The 21,045-nt window shown below is 69.0% G+C and carries 21 protein-coding genes and 1 pseudogene; 8 read left to right on the top strand and 14 right to left on the bottom strand.

Translation table 11 applies throughout. The features are described from left to right. The first annotated feature begins 4 nt into the window (after positions 1-4). The 8 genes from BM345_RS09005 to BM345_RS08970 all read left to right on the top strand — a co-directional run bounded on the left by BM345_RS09005 (position 5) and on the right by BM345_RS08970 (position 8,432). Positions 5-1,621: an MFS transporter gene (locus BM345_RS09005; protein ID WP_093378093.1), complete on the top strand. Its 1,617-nt coding sequence runs from the start codon at positions 5-7 to the stop codon at positions 1,619-1,621. A 169-nt stretch (positions 1,622-1,790) separates the two neighbouring features. Beyond that, the gene (locus BM345_RS09000) at positions 1,791-2,612 is read left to right on the top strand and encodes a creatininase family protein (RefSeq protein ID WP_093378091.1); all 822 of its coding nucleotides are present in this window, start codon (positions 1,791-1,793) and stop codon (positions 2,610-2,612) included. A 19-nt stretch (positions 2,613-2,631) separates the two neighbouring features. After that, positions 2,632-3,432: an ABC transporter ATP-binding protein gene (locus BM345_RS08995; RefSeq protein WP_093378088.1), complete on the top strand. Its 801-nt coding sequence runs from the start codon at positions 2,632-2,634 to the stop codon at positions 3,430-3,432. After that, the gene (locus BM345_RS08990) at positions 3,416-4,303 is read left to right on the top strand and encodes an ABC transporter permease (RefSeq protein WP_093378086.1); all 888 of its coding nucleotides are present in this window, start codon (positions 3,416-3,418) and stop codon (positions 4,301-4,303) included. Before BM345_RS08995 ends, BM345_RS08990 begins: the two co-directional genes overlap by 17 nt. A gap of 3 nt (positions 4,304-4,306) precedes the next feature. Continuing rightward, positions 4,307-5,698, top strand: coding sequence for an FAD-binding oxidoreductase (locus tag BM345_RS08985; RefSeq protein WP_093378083.1), 1,392 nt, complete (start codon positions 4,307-4,309; stop codon positions 5,696-5,698). Positions 5,699-5,735: 37 nt separating this feature from the next. Next, positions 5,736-6,758: an ABC transporter substrate-binding protein gene (locus BM345_RS08980; protein ID WP_093378081.1), complete on the top strand. Its 1,023-nt coding sequence runs from the start codon at positions 5,736-5,738 to the stop codon at positions 6,756-6,758. Positions 6,759-6,768: 10 nt separating this feature from the next. Then, positions 6,769-7,728, top strand: coding sequence for a PDR/VanB family oxidoreductase (locus tag BM345_RS08975; protein WP_093378078.1), 960 nt, complete (start codon positions 6,769-6,771; stop codon positions 7,726-7,728). 26 nt (positions 7,729-7,754) lie between these two features. Beyond that, a complete protein-coding gene (locus BM345_RS08970; RefSeq protein WP_093378076.1) occupies positions 7,755-8,432 on the top strand; it encodes a TetR family transcriptional regulator C-terminal domain-containing protein in 678 nt (225 codons plus the stop codon). Positions 8,433-8,438: 6 nt separating this feature from the next. Here the strand turns inward: BM345_RS08970 and BM345_RS08965 are convergent, their stop codons facing one another. From BM345_RS08965 to BM345_RS08900, 14 genes and pseudogenes are all read right to left on the bottom strand, one after another. Continuing rightward, positions 8,439-8,771, bottom strand: coding sequence for a cytochrome C oxidase subunit IV family protein (locus BM345_RS08965; RefSeq protein ID WP_175544950.1), 333 nt, complete (start codon positions 8,769-8,771; stop codon positions 8,439-8,441). Positions 8,772-8,782: 11 nt separating this feature from the next. Continuing rightward, positions 8,783-9,487, bottom strand: a complete 705-nt coding sequence (locus BM345_RS08960; RefSeq protein WP_093378073.1) for a heme-copper oxidase subunit III family protein — start codon at positions 9,485-9,487, stop codon at positions 8,783-8,785. 23 nt (positions 9,488-9,510) lie between these two features. Beyond that, positions 9,511-10,167 (bottom strand): cytochrome c oxidase subunit 3 family protein, encoded by a 657-nt coding sequence (locus tag BM345_RS08955; protein ID WP_254789653.1) that lies wholly within the window; start codon positions 10,165-10,167, stop codon positions 9,511-9,513. 61 nt (positions 10,168-10,228) lie between these two features. Further along, positions 10,229-12,004 carry a cytochrome c oxidase subunit I gene (locus BM345_RS08950; RefSeq protein WP_093378070.1) on the bottom strand — a complete coding sequence of 592 codons (1,776 nt, stop codon included), beginning with the start codon at positions 12,002-12,004 and terminating at the stop codon, positions 10,229-10,231. Between the two features lie 13 nt (positions 12,005-12,017). After that, positions 12,018-13,157: a cytochrome c oxidase subunit II gene (locus BM345_RS08945; protein ID WP_093378068.1), complete on the bottom strand. Its 1,140-nt coding sequence runs from the start codon at positions 13,155-13,157 to the stop codon at positions 12,018-12,020. 24 nt (positions 13,158-13,181) lie between these two features. Next, a complete protein-coding gene (locus tag BM345_RS08940; RefSeq protein WP_093378065.1) occupies positions 13,182-13,691 on the bottom strand; it encodes a DUF1269 domain-containing protein in 510 nt (169 codons plus the stop codon). Between the two features lie 106 nt (positions 13,692-13,797). Beyond that, a complete protein-coding gene (locus tag BM345_RS08935) occupies positions 13,798-15,018 on the bottom strand; it encodes an NAD(P)/FAD-dependent oxidoreductase (RefSeq protein ID WP_093378063.1) in 1,221 nt (406 codons plus the stop codon). Positions 15,019-15,038: 20 nt separating this feature from the next. Next, on the bottom strand, positions 15,039-15,506 hold the full coding sequence (locus tag BM345_RS08930) for a RidA family protein (protein ID WP_093378060.1): 468 nt from the start codon (positions 15,504-15,506) through the stop codon (positions 15,039-15,041). Next, positions 15,503-16,726 (bottom strand): amidohydrolase family protein, encoded by a 1,224-nt coding sequence (locus BM345_RS08925; protein ID WP_093378058.1) that lies wholly within the window; start codon positions 16,724-16,726, stop codon positions 15,503-15,505. Before BM345_RS08925 ends, BM345_RS08930 begins: the two co-directional genes overlap by 4 nt. After that, positions 16,723-17,547 carry a 2-oxo-tetronate isomerase gene (gene otnI / locus BM345_RS08920; RefSeq protein WP_093378055.1) on the bottom strand — a complete coding sequence of 275 codons (825 nt, stop codon included), beginning with the start codon at positions 17,545-17,547 and terminating at the stop codon, positions 16,723-16,725. The genes BM345_RS08925 and otnI overlap by 4 nt, the downstream gene beginning before the upstream one ends. A gap of 40 nt (positions 17,548-17,587) precedes the next feature. Then, positions 17,588-18,274, bottom strand: coding sequence for a class II aldolase/adducin family protein (locus BM345_RS08915; protein WP_093378053.1), 687 nt, complete (start codon positions 18,272-18,274; stop codon positions 17,588-17,590). Positions 18,275-18,278: 4 nt separating this feature from the next. Continuing rightward, positions 18,279-19,559, bottom strand: coding sequence for a 3-oxo-tetronate kinase (gene otnK, locus BM345_RS08910; protein ID WP_093378050.1), 1,281 nt, complete (start codon positions 19,557-19,559; stop codon positions 18,279-18,281). Further along, on the bottom strand, positions 19,556-20,650 hold the full coding sequence (gene ltnD, locus BM345_RS08905; RefSeq protein WP_302847507.1) for an L-threonate dehydrogenase: 1,095 nt from the start codon (positions 20,648-20,650) through the stop codon (positions 19,556-19,558). Before ltnD ends, otnK begins: the two co-directional genes overlap by 4 nt. After that, a pseudogene (locus tag BM345_RS08900) lies at positions 20,589-20,933 on the bottom strand (GFA family protein); the annotation flags it as partial. The pseudogene BM345_RS08900 and the gene ltnD, both read right to left, overlap by 62 nt. Positions 20,934-21,045: the final 112 nt, after the last annotated feature.

Raw genomic sequence — 21,045 nt, 5'->3', positions numbered from 1 at the left:
GCACATGCCACCGATCTCGACAGAAGAATCGCCCGTCATCGCCCCGCCCGTGCGCGTCGGCGCCCTCGAACCGCTGAGCATCCCGGTGTTCCGCATGCTGTGGAGCACCTGGCTGATCGCCAACGTGTGCATGTGGATGAACGACGTGGCGGCGGCGTGGATGATGACCACGCTGAACAACTCGCCGATCTGGGTGGCGCTGGTGCAGTCGGCCTCCACGCTGCCGGTGTTCCTGCTGGGCCTGCCCAGCGGCGCGCTGGCCGACATCCTCGACCGGCGTCGCTGGCTGGTGGTCACCCAGTTCTGGCTGGCCGGCACCGCCATCGTGCTGTGCGGCGCCATCGCGCTGGACATGATTACCGCGCCGCTCCTGCTGCTGCTGACCTTCGCCAACGGCATCGGGCTGGCGATGCGCTGGCCGGTGTTCTCGGCCATCGTGCCGGAGCTGGTGCCGCGCACGCACCTGCCGGCCGCCCTGGGGCTGAACGGCATCGCGATGAATGCCTCGCGCATCATCGGCCCGCTGGTGGCGGGCCTGCTCATCGCCAGCGCCGGCAGCATCTGGGTGTTCGCGCTCAACGCGGTGCTGTCGGTGGTCTCGGGCTTCGTGGTGCTGCGCTGGCAGCGCGAGCACACGCCCAATCCGCTGGGCCGCGAGCGGCTCATCAGCGCGATGCGCGTGGGCGTGCAGTTCGTCTGGCAGTCGCAGCGCATGCGGGCGGTGCTGCTGCGCGTCGCCATCTTCTTCCTTCACTCCACCGCGCTGCTGGCCCTGCTGCCGCTGCTGGCCGTGGGCCTCAAGGGCGGCGACGCCGGCACCTTCACGCTGCTGCTGGCCGCCATGGGCGCGGGTGCCATCGTGGCGGTGCTGCTGCTGCCGCGCCTGCGCCAGGCCATGGGCCGCGATGCGCTGGTGCTGCGTGGGGCCTGCGTGCAGGCGGCTGCCACCGCGGTGATGTCGGTGGCGCCCAATGCCTGGGTGGCGGTGCCGGCCATGTTCATGGGCGGCATGGCCTGGATCACCACGGCCAACTCGCTGTCGGTGTCGGCGCAGCTCTCGTTGCCCAACTGGGTGCGTGCGCGCGGCATGGCCACCTACCAGATGGCCATCATGGGCGCGAGTGCCTTCGGCGCGGCGCTGTGGGGGCAGGTGGCGACCATCTCCAGCCTGCGCACCAGCCTGCTGATCGCCACCGTGAGCGGCGTGCTGATGATGCTGCTGGCGCTGCGCTTCGTGAACGACCCGCAGGACGAGGACGACGTGAGCCCCGCCCATGAAGGCTGGGCCTCCGGTCCGCCGGCCACGCGCCCCGACGAGGAAGGCCGCGTGGTGATCACTATCGAGTACCACATCGACCCGGCGCGCACCGAGGCCTTCAAGCGGGTCATGGAGGAAACCCGGCGCGTGCGCCTGAGCCAGGGCGCCATCGAGTGGGCGCTGCTGCACCACGTGAGCGAGCCCAGCCGCTTCGTGGAGCAGATCGTGGACGAGTCCTGGACGGAACACCTTCGCCGCTTCGGCCGGGCCACCGCGGCCGACATCACCCTGCGCGAGCGGCGCCTGGCCTTCCACGTGGGCGAAGGCGCGCCGGTGGTGAACCGCTTCATCGTGCAGCGCTGATCGCGCTGCACCCAACCCTTACCAGTCGATCAAGGCAGGCTGGCGCCCTGGGCGCCGGCTCACGTTCGCTTTCAAATCCTCACGGCAGCCTGGGGGTAAACACCGAACACTCTTTTTTGACCATATGGATAATTTAGCTTCCTCGCCCCACACCGCGAAAGGTTGCCTGATGAATCCGCCCCGCCTCCGCAGCCGCTTCTGGTCCGACCTGACCAGCGAAGAATTCTCCCGCCTCGACCGCTCGCGCCTGATCGCGGTGCTGCCGGTAGGTGCCACCGAGCAGCACGGCCCGCACCTGCCCATGTCCACGGACACCGCCACCATCGACGGCATGGTGGCCGCGAGCCTGCCGCACCTGCCCGACGACCTGCCGGTGGTCTTCCTGCCCACCGTGCCCTACGGCAAGAGCAACGAGCATTCGCGCTACCCCGGCACCCTCACCGTGTCGGCAAACACGCTGATCTCCATGTGGAAGGACATCGGCGAATGCGTGGCCCGCGCCGGCGTGAAGAAGCTGGTGCTCTACAACAGCCACGGCGGCCAGATGAGCGTGATGGACATCGTGGCCCGCGACCTGCGCGAGGCGCACGGGATGATGGTGGTGGCCGCCAACTGGTACACCTTGGGCCTGCCCGAGGGCCTGTTCACCGCGCACGAAGGCAGGCACGGGGTGCACGCCGGCGACCTGGAAAGCTCGGTGATGCTGCACCTGACGCCCGACTACGTGCGGCGCGACCAGTTCCGCAACTTCCGCTCGATGACCGAGGACCTGGCGGCCGAGAACAAGTTCCTGTCGATCACGCCCAGCGGCAAGCTGGGCTGGCAGATGCACGACATCAACCCGCAGGGCGCCGCCGGTGATGCCACCCGCGCGAGCGGCGAGAAGGGCAAGGCGGTGCTCGACCACGTGGGACAGCGCTTCGTCGAGCTGCTGCAGGAAGTGGACCGCTTCCCGATGGAGCGCCTGGCCAACGAGCCGGCCTGGCGCTGAGCGCAAAAGGAAGGCCGCCGTGATCACCACCGAAACCTCCGCCGCCCCGCTGGTCAGCCTGCGCAACGTCAGCAAGCGCTTTGCCAACGGCACGCTCGCACTGCAGGGTATGTCGCTGGACTGCGGCGAGCACGACTTCATCAGCTTCCTGGGCCCCTCGGGCTGCGGCAAGAGCACCGCGCTGCGCCTGATCGCCGGGCTCACCCGCATCAGCTCGGGCGACATGCGCTGGTCCACCAGCCCTTCGAGCGGCAGCGCCGGCAAGATCGACCGCGACCTGGGCTTCGTGTTCCAGGAGCCCACGCTCATGCCCTGGGCCAAGGTCTTCGACAACGTGTGGCTGCCGCTCAAGCTCACCGGCGTTTCCCGCGACGCCGCCGCGCCGGTGGTGGCGCAGGCGCTGGAGATGGTGGGCCTGTCGCGCTTCGCCGACGTGTACCCGCGCGAGCTGTCGGGCGGCATGAAGATGCGCGTGTCCATCGCCCGCGCGCTGGTCACGCGGCCGCGCCTGCTGCTGATGGACGAGCCCTTCGCCGCGCTGGACGAGATGACGCGCATCAAGCTCAACAACGACCTGCTGGCCATCTGGCGCGAGCACCGCTTCTCGGTGATCTTCGTCACGCACAGCGTCTACGAGTCGGTGTACCTGTCCAACCGCATCGTGGTGATGGCCGCGCGCCCGGGCCGAGTGATCGACGAGATCCGCATCGACGAGCCTTATCCGCGCGGCGAGGCCTTTCGCACTTCCAGCCGCTACAACGCGCACTGCCAGTCGGTGTCGCAAGCCCTGCATGGAGCCCTGCATGACGTCGATCACTGAAGCCACAGCCGCAACCGCCGCCGTGCCGGAGCCCGACCGCGCCCCCACCACCGAGGAGCTCAAGGCCCGCGACGACGCCCTGCAGCGCCGCGACACGCTGCTGCGCGTGGCCGTTCCTGCTGCCGTCATCTGCGGCCTGCTGGTGCTGTGGGAGGCGATGGTGCGCATCTACCAGATCCCGCACTACATCCTGCCCGCGCCCTCGCTCATCTTCAGCACGCTGCTGGAGAACTGGCAGACGCTGGCGCCCGCGCTGTGGTTCACCGTCAAGCTCACGCTGCTCGCCCTGTTCGCGGCCATCGCGGGCGGCGTGCTGCTGGCCATTGCCTTCGCCCTGTTCAAGTGGGTGGAGATCGGCCTGTTCCCGATCGCGGTGATCCTGCAGGTGACGCCCATCATCGCGATCGCGCCGCTGATCCTGATCTACGTGTCGAGCACCACGGCGGCGCTGCTGCTGTGCGCCTGGATCGTGGCCTTCTTCCCGATCCTGTCGAACACCGTCATCGGGCTGAAGAGCGCCGACAGCAACCTGCGCGACCTGTTCACGCTCTACAAGGCCTCGCCCTGGCAGACCTTCCGCTACCTGCTGGTGCCCAGCGCCCTGCCCTACTTCATGGCGGGCCTGAAGATCGCCGGCGGCCTGAGCCTGATCGGCGCGGTGGTGGCCGAGTTCACCGCCGGCACCGCGGGCCGCGAGACGGGCCTGGCCTCGCGCATCCTGGAGTCGAGCTTCCGCACCGAGATCCCGATGATGTTCGCGGCGCTGTTCCTGGTGTCGCTGCTGGGCATCGTGATCTTCCTGGTGTTCGCCGGCCTCTCGCGCATGGTTCTCGGCCACTGGCACGAGAGCGAGATGAAGAAGGAGCGCTGAGCGATGAGCGCCCTGCCCAAAGCCGCGCCATCTGGCGCGATCGTGGACTGGGACGCGGTGCGCCGCGACCTGCACGGCCTGAACCTGATCGAGGCCCGCGGCCAGCGCAAGCAGCTCTCGCGCGACTTCTACTGGTACAGCCCCATCCTCAGCGCGCAGCTGGATGACTGCATCGCCGAGCTGGTGGTCAAGGTCTCCACCGAAGACGACGTGCGCCAGGTGGCGGCCACCGCCGCGAAGTGGAAGCTGCCGCTCACCGTTCGCGGCGGCGGCACCGGCAACTACGGCCAGTGCGTGCCTCTGGAAGGCGGCCTGGTGATGGACGTGACGGCCATGAGCCGCGTGCTGGACCTGGCCGAAGGCCGCATCCGCGTGCAGGCCGGCGCGCGCATGCACGACATCGACCTCGCCGCGCGCGAGACGGGGCAGGCGCTGCGCATGTGGCCATCGACCTGGCACGTGGCCACCATCGGCGGATTCATCGCCGGCGGCTTCGGGGGCATCGGGTCCTTCCGGCACGGCATCCTGCGCGACACCGGCAACCTGCTGCACGCCCGCGTGATGACCGTGGAGCGCGAGCCGCGCATCGTCGAATTGCACGGCGACGAGATCCAGCAGGTGCAGCATGCCTTCGGCACCAACGGGATCATCCTGGAGGTGGAGGTGGCGCTCTCGCCAGCGGTGGACTGGGTGCATTGCACCGTGCTCTTCCCGCAGTACCGACAGGCGCTGGACTTCGGCATCGACGCGGCCTCGCCCGAGCTGGACCTCTTCCTCTTCACCACGGTGGAGGCGCGCTTCTCGCCCTACTACACCACCATGGGCGACCGCTTCCCGGCCGACCGGCATGCGGCCTTCGCGATGGTGGCGCCCGAATCGATGGACGCCTTCCGCGCCCTCGCCGCGCGGCACGGCGGCACGATCTCCGTGGCCGGCACCGAGGACGAATTGCTGGCCCAGGGCCTGCCGCCCGCCTACGAGTGCGCCTTCAACCACACCACGCTGCAAGCCCTCAAGCTGGACCGCAGCTGGACCTACCTGCAGATCGCCTACGCGCAGCCTTTCGATCCGGCGGTGGTCGAGCGGCACCTGGCCATCTTCGGCGACGAGGTACTGCAGCACCAGGACTTCGCCCGCGCCGGCGACGCGGCCGGCACCTTCGGCATCCTGCTGGTCCGCTGGAAAGGAGAGGCCCATCAGTACGAGGTGATCCGCGAGCTGGAGTCGCAAGGCGGCTGCCAGGTCTTCAACCCGCATGTGTTCACCATCGAGGACGGCGGCATGAAGACCATCGACGACGCGCAGATCGAGTTCAAGAAAAAGAGCGACCCGATGGGCCTGATGAACCCCGGCAAGACCCGCGGCTGGACGCCAGAGATGGCGCGAGAAGCCTGACCCACTTTCAACGAATCCATCCCAAGGAAGACAAGCCATGAAACTCTCCGCCCCCTTCGCCGCCCGCGGCCTGCTGGCCGCGCTGCTGGCCGGCACCGCCTTCGCCGCCATCGCGCAGGACAAGGTCGTGATGGCCACCAACTGGCGCGCCCAGCCCGGCCACGGCGGCTTCTACCAGGCGCTGGCCGACGGCACCTACAAGAAGTACGGCCTGGACGTGGAGATCCAGCAGGGCGGCCCGCAGGTCAACAACCGGCCCATGCTGCCGGCCGGCAAGGTCGACTTCCTGATGACCGGCAACATGCTGATGGCCTTCGACAACATCAAGCAGAAGGTGCCCACCGTGGTGGTCGCGGCCTACTTCCAGCGCGACCCGCAGGCCATCATCGCGCACCCCGGCCAGGGCATCGACAAGTTCGCCGACATCGCCAAGGCCAAGACGGTGCTGCTGGCCAAGGACGGCCAGATCAGCTACTGGCAGTGGATGAAGAAGGCCTACGGCGTTCGCGACGAGCAGGTGCGCCCCTACAACTACAGCCTGTCGCAGTTCCTGGCAGACAAGCAATCGGTGCAGCAGGCCTATGCCACCTCCGAGCCGCTGGCGGTGGAGAAGCAAGCCGGCTTCAAGCCGGTGGTGCTGAGCCTCGCCGACGCCGGCTGGTCCACCTACGGCATGGTGATCGAGACGCGCCAGGACCTGGTGAAGACCAAGCCCGAGGTGGTGCGCCGCTTCGTCGAGGCGACCAACATCGGCTGGGTGAACTACCTCTACGGCGACCGCAAGGCGGCCGACGAGATGATCCGCAAGATCAACCCGGACATCAGCGAGGACTACGTCGAGAAGTCCATCCCGATCCTGCGCGCGCACATCGACGTGGGCGATGCGCAGACCCTGGGCATCGGCGCCATGAGCGACGCGCGCATGAAGGACTTCTACGAGAAGACCCTGGCCGCGGGCCTGTACAAGCCCACCGACTTCGACTACCGCCAGGCCTACACGCTGCAGTTCGTGAACAAGGGCACCGGCGTGGACCTGCGCAAGTCGCTCACCAAGAACTGAGGGCGCGGCGATGGTCGAGCGCACCCTGACCGTGCGAGTCGCGCGCATCCGCCGCGAGACACCGGAGATCCTTTCCTTCGAGCTGGCGCACCCCTGGGGCCGCGCCCTGCCCGGCTTCGAGGCGGGCGCGCACATCGACGTGAACATGCCCGGCGGCTTCGCGCGCCAGTATTCGCTGGCGCGGGCGCCGGGCGCCTCGGGCAAGGACGAACGCTACCTGATCGGCGTGAAGCGCGAGGGCGCCAGCCGCGGCGGCTCGGCCAGCATGCACGAGCGGGTGCGCGAGGGCGACCTGCTGCCCATCAGCGCGCCGCGCAACACCTTTCCGGTGAAGACCGGCGGACGGCGCCACCTGCTGATGGCCGGCGGCATCGGCATGACGCCGCTGCTGGCCATGGCGCAGAGCCTGGCGCGCGAGGGCGCCGACTTCGCGCTGTGCGTGTTCGCGCGCAGCCGCGAGCACCTGGCCTTTGCCGATGCGCTCGCCGCGCCTGAACTCGCGCCGCACGTGCGCCTGCACTTCGACGACGGCAGCGAGAAGATCGACCTGCCCGCGCTCCTGCGCGAGCACGCGCAGGGCACGCACCTCTACATGTGCGGCCCGGCCGGCTTCATGGGCGCGGTGCGCAAGGCCGCCTCGCATTGGCCCGAAGACGCCGTGCACGCCGAGTATTTCGCCGCCCCCGGCGACAGCAGCGTGCCCGCGGGCCGGGCCTTCAGCCTGCGCCTCACGCAGCGCGGCTTCAGCGTGCCGGTGGCGGCCGACCAGAGCGCGGTGGATGCGCTGCACGACTTCGGCATCGACATTCCCGTCTCCTGCCAGCAGGGCCTGTGCGGCACCTGCGTGGTGCCGGCCGAGGGTGCCGGCGCGGAGCACCGCGACTTCTGCCTGACCACTGCCGAGCGCCGCACCAAGGTCGCGCTGTGCTGCTCGCGGGCCAGCGAGCAGGAGCTGGTGATCCATCTCTGAGCCTGCTCTGGCACCATGCGGATTCGATGAGCACCGACAACATCAGCTCCCAGGCGACGGACGAGGCCGAGACCCCGGCCTCGCCCACCCGTGGGCGCTCGCGCAAGTACACGCAGGTGCTGGCGGTCATCAACCAGTCCGCCATCGAGGTCTTCGCGGCCGACGGGCCTCAAGGCGCCACCACGCAGGCCATCGCCGACAAGGCGGGCCTGTCGAAGGCGCAGTTGCACTACTACATCGAGAGCAAGGACGCGCTGTACCGCCAGGTGCTGCTGGACATCATCGACGACTGGATCGGCGTGTTCGGTTTTGCCGACGAGGCCTTCGGCGCGCGCCGCGTGCTGTCGGACCTGATCCGCCGCAAGATGCTCTTCTCCTTCGAGCAGCCGCTGCGCTCGCGCATCTTCGCCGCCGAGATGATGCGCGGTGCGCCCGTGCTGCGGCCCATGATGGAGCTGCAGAGCAAGCGCCGCACCGAGCAGGCCGTGGCCGTCATCCGCAACTGGATGAACGAGGGGCAGATGGGGCCGGTCGATCCGCTGCTCTTCCTCTTCCACCTCTGGGCGGTGACGCAGTTCTACGCGGACCATGCGGAACAGGTGAACTTCTTCCGCGACAGCGCGTCGCTGGACGACCCCAAGGAACGCGAATACCTCATCGCGCAGGTGACGGAGTTCCTGCTGCGTGGGGCCGGCGTCAAGTAGCGCCGGCTAGTGGAAGAACAGCATGCGCGTCAGGAAGGTGTGCCCGCCCTCCAGCGCCATCAGACCCACCAGCACCAACAGAGCCAGCGGCGGCAGCAGGATCGCGTAGACCAGCGCCAGCCGCTCCCAGGCCATGTGCATGAACACGGCCACGATGAGCCCGGCCTTGAGCAGCATGAAGGCGATGATCAGCCCCCAGCGCAACAGCCCGTGGAACTGGAAGTAGTCCACCAGGTACGAGAAGGTGCTGAGCACGAAGAGCAGGCCCCACACCATCAGGTAGAGCTTGATCGGGTGCTCCTGGTGACCGCTGTCCTTCTTCAGTTCTTGCTGTTGCATGGCCGCGCCTTTCACCACAGGTAGAACAGGGCGAAGATGAAGACCCACACCAGGTCCACGAAGTGCCAGTAGAGCCCGGCGATCTCCACGATCTGGTAATTGCCCGATTTCTCGTAGTCGCCGCGCATCAGCCGGAAGGCGACGATGAAGAGGTAGATCACCCCGCCGGTCACGTGCAGGCCGTGGAAGCCGGTGATCATGAAGAAGGCCGAGCCGAACTGCGCCGCCCCCATCGGGTTGCCCCAGGGCCGGATCCCTTCTTCCAGGATCAGCTTGGACCATTCGAAGGCCTGCATGCCCACGAAGACCTCGCCCAGGGTGGCCGTGACGATCATCAGCGTGGCGGCGTTGACCCGGTCGCGCCGGTAGGCGCAGTTGACGGCCATCGCCATGGTTCCGCTGCTGCTGATGAGCACGAAGGTCATGATGGCGATGAGCAGCAGCGGCACTTCGGCCCCGCCCACGTGCAAGGCGAACACCTCGCTGGGGTTGGGCCAGGCCACGGTGGTGGACACCCGCACCGTCATGTAGCCGGTGAGGAAGCAGCTGAAGATGAAGGTGTCCGACAGCAGGAAGATCCACATCATCGCCTTGCCCCAGGCGACGTGGAAGGTCTCGCGGTCGCCGGACCAGTCGGCGACAAGCCCGCGCAGCCCGCTCAGGGGCGCGCCGGCGTGCGGTGTGGCGGCAACGGCTGTGGTGGTGCTGCTGGTCATGGCGACTCCTTCTTCTTGTTCGCTCAGCCGACGCCGCAGATGAAGCGCGCCGCCTCCGGCGTCATCCAGCGCAGCAGTGCATAGATCGCCAGCCACACCGCCAGCATGAAGTGCCAGTAGCGCGCGCAAAGCCCGATTCGCCAGGCGCCCGACGCAGGCTGCTTCCATGCCACCGCCGCTGCCCAGCACCAGCCGACGAGCCCGCCCATCAGGTGCAGCCCGTGCATGGCGGTGAGCAGGTAGAAGAAGCTGCCGGCCGGATGCGAGGCCGGTCCCACCTGCGCCGACAACAGGGTCTGCCAGGCCCACAGTTGCGAGGCGAGGAAGGCCACGGCGCACAGCCCGCCGGCGAGCAGCAGCCGCTGCGCGCGCGCCAGGTTGGCGGCGGTGGGCGCCATCTCGCAGTCGCGCGCCGCGGCCGCGGCCAACGCAAGCGACACGCTGCCGGCGAGCAGCAAGGCGCTGCTCAGCATCAGTTGCGGCGGCAGGTCGAGTGCCACGGCGTCGCCGGCGCTCATGCGCATGACATAGGCCCAGGCGAAGAGCAGGAAGAGCGAAGTCGCCACGCCCATGAAGACCCACAGGCCGATGCTGCCGGCACGCGCGCCCGGCCGCGGCGGCGGCGGTCCGCCGGTGGCCACGCGGGGCAGCGTCGCCGGGGCACGGATGACGGCACTCATTGCACAACCTCCGCCCCGCGGGCTGCGGTGCGAGCACCTTTCGCAGCGGCCGTGCGGGTACTCATGCGGCCACTCCCTGTCCGGCGTGCCCCCGGTGGTCGGGCTCGATACCACCGGCCTCCGGCGGCGCGTTCTGGGCGACGAAATCATCCGGCCCGCCGTTGGCACCGTAGGCATAGGCCCAGCGGTACACCACCGGCAGTTGCTCGCCCCAGTTGCCATGCACCGGCGGGGTCTGCGGCGTCTGCCATTCCAGCGAAGCGGCGCGCCAGGGGTTGGGGCCGGCGACGCGGCCTCGCTTGTAGCTCCAGGCCAGGTTGAAGATGAAGAGGAACTGCGCCGTGGCCACCACCAGCGCCATCACGGTGATCCACTCATTGAGCAGGTGCGCCGAGGGCGGGATGAAGGCATAGCCCTCGAAGTGGTGGTAGCGCCGCGGCATGCCCAGCACGCCCAGGTAATGCATGGGAAAGAAGATCAGGTAGGTGCCGATGAAGGTCACCCAGAAATGGATCTGGCCCATGCGGTCGTCCAGCATGCGGCCGGTCACCTTGGGGTACCAGTGGTAGATGCCGCCGAAGATCACCAGCAGCGGCGCCACGCCCATCACCATGTGGAAGTGCGCCACCACGAAGTAGGTGCCAGAGAGCGGGATGTCCACGCTCACGTTGCCCAGGAACAGGCCGGTGAGCCCGCCGATGACGAAGGTGCACAGGAAGGCGATGGCGAACAGCATCGGCACCGTGAGGTGTATGTCGCCGCGCCACAGCGTGAGCACCCAGTTGTAGACCTTGATCGCCGTGGGCACCGCGATGATCAGCGTGGTGGTGGCGAAGAAGAAGGCGAACCAGGGGTTCATCCCCGCGACGAACATGTGGTGCGCCCACACCACCACGCTCAAGAGGCCGATGGCCACGATGGCCCACACCATCATCCGGTAGCCGAAGATGCTCTTGCGCGCGTGCACGCTGATGAGATCGGAAACGATGCCGAAGGCCGGCAGCGCCACGATGTACACCTCCGGATGCCCGAAGAACCAGAACAGGTGCTGGAACAGCAGCGGGCTGCCGCCCCTGTAGCCGCTCACCTGCCCCATCGACACCAGCGCCGGCATGAAGAAGCTGGTGCCCAGCGTGCGGTCCAGCAGCAGCATCACGCCGCTCACGAACAGCGCCGGAAAGCCGATCAGCGCGAGGATGGTGGCGATGAAGATGCCCCACACGGTCAGCGGCATGCGCAGCAGCGTCATGCCCCGGCAGCGCGCCTGCAGGACGGTGGTCACGTAGTTCAGGCCTCCCATGGTGGTGGCCACGATGAAGATCACCAGCGACACCAGCATCAGCACGATGCCGCCGGCATACCCCGGCGTGCCTGGCAGGATGGACTGCGGTGGATACAGCGTCCAGCCGGCGCCGGTGGGGCCACCATCCACGAAGAAGCTGGCCATGAGTACCACCACCGAGAGCAGGTAGACCCAGAAGCTCAGCATGTTCATGTAGGGGAACACCATGTCCCGCGCGCCCACCATGAGCGGGATCATGTAGTTGCCGAAGCCGCCGAGAAAGAGCGCCGTGAGCAGGTAGATCACCATGATCATCCCGTGCATGGTGATGAACTGGTAGTAGCGCTGGGCATTGATGAACTCGAACACGCCCGGAAAGCCCAGCTGCAGCCGCATGAGGTTGGACAGCAGCACGCCCACCACCCCCACCGCGATGGCGACGCAGGTGTACTGCACCGCGATCACCTTGTGGTCCTGGCTCCAGACATAGCGGGTCCAGAAGCTCTGCGGATGCGCGTCGTGCGCAGGGGCGTCGAAGCTGTCGGCATGGGCCATGGGGTGTCCTTCGTCAGCGCTGGGCCTTCTGCTCCCCGGCGGGCGCTTCGCCCAGGGTCTGGATGTAGGCGACGAGGGCCGAGACCTCCTCGTCGGACAGCGGCAGCTTGGGCATCACCGGCGGGAAGCCCTTCACCTTCTTGGCCTGCGGGTCCAGGATGAATCCGCGCAGGTAGGCCTCATCCACCTTCTCGGTGGAGCCATCGGCCATGGTCTCGCTCTTGCCGTAGAGGCCCTTCCAGGTCGGGCCGACACGCGGCGAGCCGTCGATGGTGTGGCAGGCCATGCAGCCCCTGGCATCGGCCAATTGCCGGCCCTTCTCGACCAGCGGGCTGGCCGCCACCGACGGCGCCGCCGCGGGCCTGCTCGCCACCGCGAAGCTCACCAGCTCCTGCTGCCAGGCGGCGTACTTCGCAGGCTCCTCCACCACCACGAAGCCGCGCATGTCCGGATGCCCGACACCGCACAGCTGCGCGCACAGCGCCTCGTAGCGGCCGGGCACCGTCGGCGTGAACCAGAAGCGGCTGACCTGGCCCGGCACCGTGTTCATGCGCGCGCGGAACTGCGGCACGAAGAAGTCATGCAGCACGTCGTGCGAGCGCAGCACCACCACCACCGGCTTGCCCAGCGGCAGGTGCACCTCGTTGCCCATCACCAGCAGGTCGTCCTGCCCGCGCGGGTCCTGCGGGTCCAGGCCGAAGGGGTTGGTGGCGGAGAAGAAGCGCGCGTCGCTCGCCCCCAGCTTGCCGTCCGGCCCGGGCAGGCGGTAGTGCCACTGCCATTGCTGGCTCAGTACCTCCAGCATGAGCGCGTCGTGCGGCTCGTTCACGTACTTGGCATACACCAGCAGGCCGGGCGCCAGCAGTGCGGCCACGCCCACGCTGGTGCCCGCGATCAGCCAGCGCTCCAGCTTCTTGTTGTCCGGTTCGGCCTGCGCGTGCGGGTTGCCCTCACGGTGGCGGAAGCGCAGCAGCGCGTAGACCACGAAGAGGTTGATGGCGACGAAGAACAGGCCCGTGATGACCACCGTGATGGTCAGCGTGTCGTCCATCGCCTGCCAGTTGGATGCCAGCGGCGTCACCCACCAGGGATTGAAGATGTGGAACAGCACCGAGCCGATGACGATGGCGAACAGCACCCAGGCAATGATCATGGTGCCGTCCTTTGCGCATCGTCGTCAGAACGCCGGCAGGGCGTCTTCGCCCTCGAAGTGCGCTTCGGGATGCTTGCTGGCCAGCAGGGCCTCGATGGGCCGCACGCGCTCGCGCGTCAGGTCGACCATCAGCAGCAGTTGTCCGGCGGCCAGCGCGCCTGCGAAGCGTTGCAGCCGCTGGCTGGGAATGGAGATGCCGATCATGCTGGCCGACCAGGCTCCCATGAACCCACCCATCAGCGCCAGCAGGGTGCTCAGCGCCCAGGTGATGTCGTCTTCCTCGAGCGGGAAGAGGGTTGCGGCCAGCAGGCCCACGAAGGCGCCCAGCGCGCAGCCGATCAGCAGGCCGTTCCTGGCCGCGCGCACCACGTCGGAGGTCTGCCAGAGGTTGGCTTCGTGCAGGTCCGCCAGGTCGGCGCCCTCGCCCGCGGCAAAGTGAATGCGCGCACTCTCCACGCCTGCCTCGAGCAGATCATGCATGGCCTGCCTGGCGCTCGCCAGGTCGGGCATGAGCCAGTAGATGCGTCGCCTCATGCGCCCTCCTTTGCTCCTCTCGCGGGGAGCCGGCAAAGGAAAACTACTGCTGTTACTTATAGGCCACCGTGGGTCGCGTGGCAAGCCACCCGGCCCAAGCCCATGCTCAGCCCATCGGCAACAGAATGCGCAGCAGGCCCTGCGCGCTGGCCAGGCGGCCCGGGTCCTGGCTCTCGTCGAGCACGCCGGCCAGGCGCGCCAGCACCGCCGGACTGCGGCGCGCGCGCCAGGTGACGAAGTCCACCATCCACGGGTGCTCGTTGAAGCGGTTGGCCAGTTCATAGGCGGCAAAGCGCGGCTGGAGCGCGGCCAGCGCGGCCTGGTAGGTTGCGCTCACTTCTTCGTCGCTCCCACGTCGACCGTGCGTCAGGACCTGCGCGGCAGCCAGCCCGCTTTCCATGGCTTTTCCGATGCCCTCGCCGGTGAAGAGGTAGGTGCTCCCGGCCGCCTCGCCGGTCACCAGCAGGCCCGGCCGCGCGAAGCGGGCGCCGGCCAGCGAGCAGCGAAGCGGCGCGCCCTTGAACTCGCCGGCTGGCGCGCCGCCTTGCATCAGCTCGCGCGCCGGCTCGTGCACCTGGGCGAAGGCATCGAGCAGTTGGCGCAGCTTCGGTGCATGCTGCGGCACTTCTGCGCCCTGCCGATGGAGGTAGCCCACGCCAAGGTTGAAGCGCCCCCCGCCGGCCGGAAAGATCCAGCCGTAGCCACCTTGCAGCGCCCGGTGCCAGACCACCTGCAACCCGCCGATGGCCGCGCCCATGCCCGGGTGCCGCACATAGCCGCGCAGCGCCATGCCGCTGGGCGCGCGGCGCTCGCACACGCCGGCCAGCTCCAATGCCCGGGCGTCGGCGCCGGTCGCCAGCACGGTCCAGCGGGCGCGCAGCTCGCGCGTGGACTCGCCTTCGCGAAAGCGAGCGCCAGCCACGCGGCCGTCGGCGTCGTGCAGCAGCGCCTCGAAGCGAAGGGGTGCCAGCCAGCGGGCGCCGGCGGCCAGTGCCGCCTGGCGCAGCATCTCGTCCAGCTCGCGGCGCGGCAGCACGGCCAGTTGCGCGGGCACGGCGACCTGCCCGCCGCGCGGCGCAAAGCACTCCACCCGGGTGGCACATGCCGCACGGGCGAGCACCGCGTCCGCCAGGCCCAGGCAGGCGAGGGCCTGGTGCGCATCGGGAATGAGGCCATCACCGCAGACCTTGTCGCGCGGGAACACGTGCCGGTCGCACAGCAGAACGTCCAGCCCGGCGCGCGCCAGCATCTGCGCGCAGGCGCTGCCGGCGGGGCCGGCGCCGATCACCAGCACCTCGCAGTCCCTGGTGGCGGCGGCGGCCGGCATGTGCGGAATCCTCCGCCGACTCAGGCCGCCTTCTGCGGCAGGTACATGGTGGCTTCGACCTCCACCAGCACCTCGTCGCCCGGCAGGAAGCGCGAGACCTCGACCACGGTGCTCACCGGCGGCTCGCCGGGATAGAACAGACCGCGCACGCGGTTGTAGGGCGCGTAGTGCTCCAGGCGGCGGAAATACTGCACCAGCTTCACCACGTCCTCCATGGTGCCGCCGTGCTCGGCCGCCAGTTGGCGGATGCGCTCCAGCACGAACCAGCTCTGGGCCACGGCGGGCGCCTCGAACACGTCCACCGACATCTGGCCGGTGCAGTAGCCCAGGCCCTGCAGCGCGCTGCGGGCGCTGTCGGTCAGCATCTCGTAGCTGGAGACCGCGCGGCGCGTGGCCGGGTCCACCGCCACCACGCCGCTCATGAAGACGAAGTCGCCGATGCGCTTGGCGGCGGCGTACTTGGCCATCGGCTGGCCCATGGTGCTCATCGTTGTGGCTCCTCGAGTTCGGTGTCTTGTTCTTCCAGGTCGCGCCCGGCGCGGATCACGGTGCGCGCGCGGCCCTGGGGGTCCAGCAGTTCGTATTCGTCGCGGGCGGCCAGCAGCACCAGGTCGGCCGGGCAGCCGGCGGCGATGCGGCCGTCCCAGCCCAGGCCGAGTGCAGCGGCGGCGTGGGTGGTGATGGCGTCCAGCCAGTCGGCCGCAGGCGCCAGGTGCGCCATCTGCACGCCCAGGCCGAAGGTCTCCAGCAGGTCGTAGCCGCCGTAGGGATAGAAGGCGTCCTGCACGTTGTCGGTGGCCAGCATGGGGCGCACGCCAGCGGCCGCGGCCTCGCGCAGGCGCGTGATGCCGCGCGGCACGGGGGTCGAATCCCAGGCGCCCTGCAAATACAGGTTGGTGGTGGGCAGCGCCACCAGGCCGATGCCGGCCTCGGCGCACAGCTGCAGGGTGCTGTGCGCCTGCTCGGGCGGCTGCACCGAGAGCGAGCAGGCATGCCCGCAGACCACGCGCGGGCGTCGGGCACCGCGCGAAATCGTCAGCTGCGCGATCGCGCGCAGGCCGGTGGCATCGGCGTCCAGGCCTTCGTCCACGTGGAAGTCCAGTGCCAGGCCATGCTCCTGCGCCAGGTCGAACACGCGGCCCAGCTTGTGCACCAGCCCCTCGTTGCGATAGACGAAGGCGCCCAGCACGCCGCCGGCGCGCCGCACCGCCTGGGCGATGCGCTCGCCCGCCTGTGCATCGGCAAAGACGTCCAGCGGCGTGAGCGAGACGAACTGAAGCTCCAGCCGGCCGCGCCAGCGCTCGCGCGCCTGCTCGAAGGCGGCCAGGGCGCGCGGCGCCTCGGGGCCGGGCCAGTCCAGGTGCGTGCGCAGCGCGCGCGTGCCGCTGCGCCACGCCTGCTGCAGCGCGCGCTCCATGCGCGCGGCGATGTCCTCCACGCTCCAGAGCGCCCGGTGCCTTTCCATGCGGCCGATCGCGGCGAAGAGGTCGCCGCTGGCCGGGCCGACCTCTCGCACCGTGTAGTTCTTGTCGATGTGCACATGCGCATCCACCGGGCAGCTGATGAGCGTGCCGCGCAGCGTTGAGGCATCGAGTGCCGGCTCGACGGAGGCCACGCGGCCGTCGGACAGCGTGACATCGAAGACCTCGGCCAGGCCGGACTCGAACCCGCGCATCCCGCGCGGGATGCGAAGCGAACTCAGCTTCATCGTGCCGAGCGGCCCTGCGCCCTGCGCAGCCAGCCCAGGCCTTCGGAGCTGCCGTTCTTCACGGCACCGCGCGCGGGGCGGTATTCGCAGCCGATCCAGCCCTGCCAGTTGCTGGCCGCCGACACCTCGTCGATCACCTCGAACAGGTAGTCGTGGTTGAGCTCGCCCAGGTCGGGCTCGAAGCGTTGCGGCACCCCGGCGATCTGGATGTGGCCGACCTTGCCGGTGGGCAGGTACTTGCGGATTTTCATCGCCACGTCGCCCTCGACGATCTGGCAGTGGTAGAGGTCCATCTGCACCTTGATGTTGGGCGTGCCCACCGCCGCCACGATCTCGTGCGCGTGGTCCTGGCGGTTGAGGAAGAAGCGCGGGATGTCGCGCGTGTTGATGGGCTCGATGAGCACGTCGCGCTCGGCCTTCGCGGCCTCGGCCGCGGCCCACTGCAGGTTGGCGATGTAGGTGGGCTGCACGTCCTCACGCTCCTTCCCCGCGGGCAGCAGGCCGGCCATGAGGTGGATGCGCGGGCAGTCCAGCGCCACGGCGTAGTCGATGGCCTTCTTCACGCCTTCGCGGAACTCCGCCTCGCGCCCGGACAGGCAGGCCAGGCCGCGCTCGCCGCCGTCCCAGTCGCCGGGCGGCGCATTGAACAGCACCTGCTGCAGGCCGTTGGCCGCGAGCCGCGCCTTCAGCTCGCCGGGCTCGTACGCATAGGGGAAGAGGTACTCGACGGCGCGAAAGCCATCGCGCGCGGCGGCTTCGAAGCGGTCGAGAAAATCGAGCTCGGGATAGAGCATGGACAGGTTGGCGGCGAATTGGGGCATGGTCTTTCTTGGCTTCCTTGCGATGCGATGCGATGCGTTCTTACCAGTGGGCACCGAACTGGCGGCGCAGTTCGTCGATGCGGTCCTCGGACAGCGGCGCCGGCGCACCCTGCGCGCGGTCGCGGCTCATCCACCAGAGCCTCGCAGTTTCCTCCAACTCCTCCAGCACGGCCATCGCGGCCGCGGGCGAGTCGTGCCAGACGTTCGGGCCCAGGCGCTCCAGCATCACGGCGCGGATGGGCGTGCCCCGCTCGCCGTAGCGCGCGATGGCCCGCGCCACCGCCTCGGCGGCCTCGGGCGCACCCGGGCGGTGGTAGGGGATGCGCGGCACGTGGCCCACCTTCATCACGAAGTAGGGCGTGATGGGCGGCAGCAGCTCGTCGCCTTCGTTCGCATCGAGCGTGAGGGCCACGCAGTGGGTGGAATGCGTGTGGATCACGCAACCCGTGCCGGCCGTGGCCGCCACGCGCGAGGCGGCGGCGTAGATGCGGCTGTGCAGCGCGATGGTCTTGCTGGCGCGGTCGCCCTCCAGCTGCTGCATGCTCGCATCGAGCCGCGCGAGGCGCGCCGGGTCCAGGTTGCCCAGGCTGGCGTCGGTGGGGGTGATGAGGTAGCCGCCGTCCGCCAGCCGCACGCTGATGTTGCCGGCCGTGGCATGCACGTAGCCACGCTCGAACAGGCTGCGGCCGACGCGGACGATCTCTTCGCGAAGCAGGTTCTCGTTCACCGCTTCAGTCCTGCGCCGTGAAGGCCTTGGTGAAGAAGTCGTCGGTGCCGAAGTTGCCGGACTTCAGCGCGATACGAAGCCCCGCATCGCCCGCGGCCGCGGCCTTCGCATGGCACCAGGGAACGCCTGGGTCGATCTGCGCGCCGATCTGCATCTGCGCGATGCCCAGCGCCTGCACGCAGGCGCCCGAGGTCTCGCCGCCCGCGACCACCAGCTGGCGCACGCCCAGGTCCGCCACCAGGCCACGGGCGATGGCGGCGACGCAATGCTCGACCAGGCTGCCGGCCTCGTCCACGCCCAGCCGGCCCTGAACGGCCTTCACCGCATCACTCTCGGCGGTGGAATAGACCAGCACCGGGCCGTCCTTCAACAATGGCCGCGCCCAATCGAGGGCCTGCTTCGCCACGGCTTCGGCGCCCTGGTCCGCGATGCGCAGCGGATCCAGCGCCAGCGCCGGGCGGCGCGAGGTGTCGATGAAGTGCTTCACCTGCCGGTTCGTGGCGAGCGAACAGCTGCCCGACACCACCGCCTGCAGCCCGGGCGCCGGCGGCAGCGCACTGGCGGTGGACGAAGGGGCCAGCCCGAAGTTGGCGGGGAGGCCGATGGCCACGCCGGAGCCGGCGGTGACCAGCGGCATGTCCTTCAGCGCGGGGCCGAGGCGGACCAGGTCCTCGTTCGATACGGCGTCGACGATCGCCACGCCCACGCCGTCGGCACGCAGCTGCTCGAAGCGCTCGCGGATCGCGTCCGCGCCGCGCGCCACCACGCGGTAGTCGACCAGGCCGACCTTGCGCTTCGTCTGCGCCTGCATCACGCGCACCAGGTTCGCGTCGGTCATGGGCGTGAGCGGGTGCTTCTGCATGCCGCTCTCGTTGAGCAGCACGTCGCCCGCGAAGAGATAGCCCTTGAACACCGTGCGGTGGTTGTCCGGAAAGGCCGGCGTGGCAATGGTGAAGCCGGTGCCCAGCGCATCCATCAACGCCTCGGTCACCGGGCCGATGTTGCCTTCTGGCGTGCTGTCGAAGGTGGAGCAGTACTTGAAGTAGATCTGCTGCGCGCCCCGGTCCCTGAGCCACTTCAGTGCGGCCAGCGACTGCGCGATGGCCTCGGCCGGCGCGATGGTGCGCGACTTGAGCGCGACCACGATGGCATCGACTTCAGCCGCCGGCGGCGCGGCCGGCACGCCGATGGTCTGCACCACGCGCATGCCAGCGCGAACGAGGTTGTTGGCGAGGTCGGTCGCGCCGGTGAAATCGTCGGCAATGCAACCCAGGAGCAATCTCATGCCTTGTCCTTTGCCTTGGGAATCTCGATTCCCGGAAAGATCTTGATGACCGCGCTGTCGTCTTCCTTGGCGAAGCCGGCGGTGGAGGCCTGCATGAACATCTGGTGCGCGGTGGACGCGAGCGGCAGCGGAAACTTGGTCGCGCGCGCGGTGTCCAGCACCAGGCCCAGGTCCTTCACGAAAATGTCCACCGCCGACAGCGGCGTGTAGTCGCCGGCCAGCACGTGGGCCATGCGGTTCTCGAACATCCAGCTGTTGCCGGCGCTGTGGGTGATGACCTCATACAGCGCATCGGGCGCCACGCCTTCGCGCAGGCCCAGCGCCATCGCCTCGGCCGCCGCGGCGATGTGCACGCCGGCCAGCAGCTGGTTGATGATCTTGACCTTGCTGCCCGCGCCGGCCCGGTCGCCCAGGCGGTAGACCTTGCCGGCCATGGCGTCGAGCATCGCGCCGGCCTTGGCATAGGCCTCGGGTTTGGCGGAAGACATCACCGTCATCTGCCCGCTGGCCGCCTTGGCCGCGCCGCCGGAGATGGGTGCGTCGACGTAGTGGATGCCCAGTTCGCCCAGGCGCTTTTCCAGCCCGATGGACCAGTTGGGGTCGACGGTGGAGCACATGACGAACACGCTGCCCGGCTTCATCGCCGCCGCCGCGCCGTCGGGGCCGAAGAGCACCTCTTCGGTCTGCTGCGCGTTGACCACCACGCTGACGATCCGCTCGCACTGCGCCGCCACCTCGGCAGGGCTGCCGTGGGCGGTGCCGCCTTCCTGGGCAAAGGCCTGTGCTGCGCCCGGGCGGGCGTCGCACACATGCATCTGGTAGCCGGCGCGCCGCAGGGTGGCGGCGATGCCGGCCCCCATGGCGCCCAGGCCGATGAGGCCGGCGGTCTTGTCGCTCGTCGATGTTGTCTCCACAGGTCTTCCTTTCTTTTCTAGCCGTTCTTGTCGCTCAGCCGTTGCCCTCGAATCGGGGCACCGAGTCGCAGATGTCGTACCAGGGCGCCTTGGACGCCACGTGGATGTGGCGCATGCCTGGCAGTTCGGCCGGCGGCGCTTCCAGTGTGCCGAGGGTGAAAGCCACGTGCTCGGGATGTTCGTCGCTGGTCCAGGTGATCGGCGAGCCGCAGCGGCTGCAGAAGCTGCGCGTGACGCCGGGCGAGGACTCGAACTCATGCAGCACCTCCTGGCCCTGGGTGATGCGAAATTTCCCCGCCGACACGCCGCCGTAGCTCCCGAAGGCCGCGCCGTGCGCCTTGCGGCACATGCCGCAGTGGCAGTGCGAGGCGAAGCGGATCTCGCCGTTCAGCTCGTACTGGACGGCGCCGCACAGGCATCGGCCGCGATGGGGAAGACGTGGTGTGGCTTCTTGGCTCATGGGATGTCACCGACGGGACGCCACGCAGGCGCGAGGCTCACTCGGACAAGGGGCGATTCTGCGGCATCGCGAGCGGCTGCGTCACCGAAGTGATTGCATCGACCCCTTGCGG

This window comes from Variovorax sp. OV329 (assembly GCF_900114785.1).
Lineage (GTDB): Bacteria > Pseudomonadota > Gammaproteobacteria > Burkholderiales > Burkholderiaceae_C > Variovorax.
Note: the sequence above shows the minus strand (reverse complement) of the source record. Positions and strands in the feature narration are given on the sequence as shown.

Bases quoted from the DNA above. Each gene is read 5' to 3' on its own strand.
- BM345_RS09005 (WP_093378093.1), top strand. From the start codon at position 5: ATGCCACCGATCTCGACAGAAGAATCGCCCGTCATCGCCCCGCCCGTG.
- BM345_RS08940 (WP_093378065.1), bottom strand. From the start codon at position 13,691: ATGAGGCGACGCATCTACTGGCTCATGCCCGACCTGGCGAGCGCCAGG.
- BM345_RS08985 (WP_093378083.1), top strand. From the start codon at position 4,307: ATGAGCGCCCTGCCCAAAGCCGCGCCATCTGGCGCGATCGTGGACTGG.
- BM345_RS08975 (WP_093378078.1), top strand. From the start codon at position 6,769: ATGGTCGAGCGCACCCTGACCGTGCGAGTCGCGCGCATCCGCCGCGAG.
- BM345_RS08955 (WP_254789653.1), bottom strand. From the start codon at position 10,167: ATGAGTGCCGTCATCCGTGCCCCGGCGACGCTGCCCCGCGTGGCCACC.
- BM345_RS08970 (WP_093378076.1), top strand. From the start codon at position 7,755: ATGAGCACCGACAACATCAGCTCCCAGGCGACGGACGAGGCCGAGACC.
- BM345_RS08960 (WP_093378073.1), bottom strand. From the start codon at position 9,487: ATGACCAGCAGCACCACCACAGCCGTTGCCGCCACACCGCACGCCGGC.
- BM345_RS08965 (WP_175544950.1), bottom strand. From the start codon at position 8,771: ATGCAACAGCAAGAACTGAAGAAGGACAGCGGTCACCAGGAGCACCCG.
- BM345_RS08930 (WP_093378060.1), bottom strand. From the start codon at position 15,506: ATGAGCACCATGGGCCAGCCGATGGCCAAGTACGCCGCCGCCAAGCGC.
- BM345_RS09000 (WP_093378091.1), top strand. From the start codon at position 1,791: ATGAATCCGCCCCGCCTCCGCAGCCGCTTCTGGTCCGACCTGACCAGC.
- BM345_RS08935 (WP_093378063.1), bottom strand. From the start codon at position 15,018: ATGCCGGCCGCCGCCGCCACCAGGGACTGCGAGGTGCTGGTGATCGGC.
- BM345_RS08925 (WP_093378058.1), bottom strand. From the start codon at position 16,726: ATGAAGCTGAGTTCGCTTCGCATCCCGCGCGGGATGCGCGGGTTCGAG.
- BM345_RS08980 (WP_093378081.1), top strand. From the start codon at position 5,736: ATGAAACTCTCCGCCCCCTTCGCCGCCCGCGGCCTGCTGGCCGCGCTG.
- otnI (WP_093378055.1), bottom strand. From the start codon at position 17,547: ATGCCCCAATTCGCCGCCAACCTGTCCATGCTCTATCCCGAGCTCGAT.
- BM345_RS08950 (WP_093378070.1), bottom strand. From the start codon at position 12,004: ATGGCCCATGCCGACAGCTTCGACGCCCCTGCGCACGACGCGCATCCG.
- BM345_RS08990 (WP_093378086.1), top strand. From the start codon at position 3,416: ATGACGTCGATCACTGAAGCCACAGCCGCAACCGCCGCCGTGCCGGAG.
- otnK (WP_093378050.1), bottom strand. From the start codon at position 19,559: ATGAGATTGCTCCTGGGTTGCATTGCCGACGATTTCACCGGCGCGACC.
- BM345_RS08945 (WP_093378068.1), bottom strand. From the start codon at position 13,157: ATGATCATTGCCTGGGTGCTGTTCGCCATCGTCATCGGCTCGGTGCTG.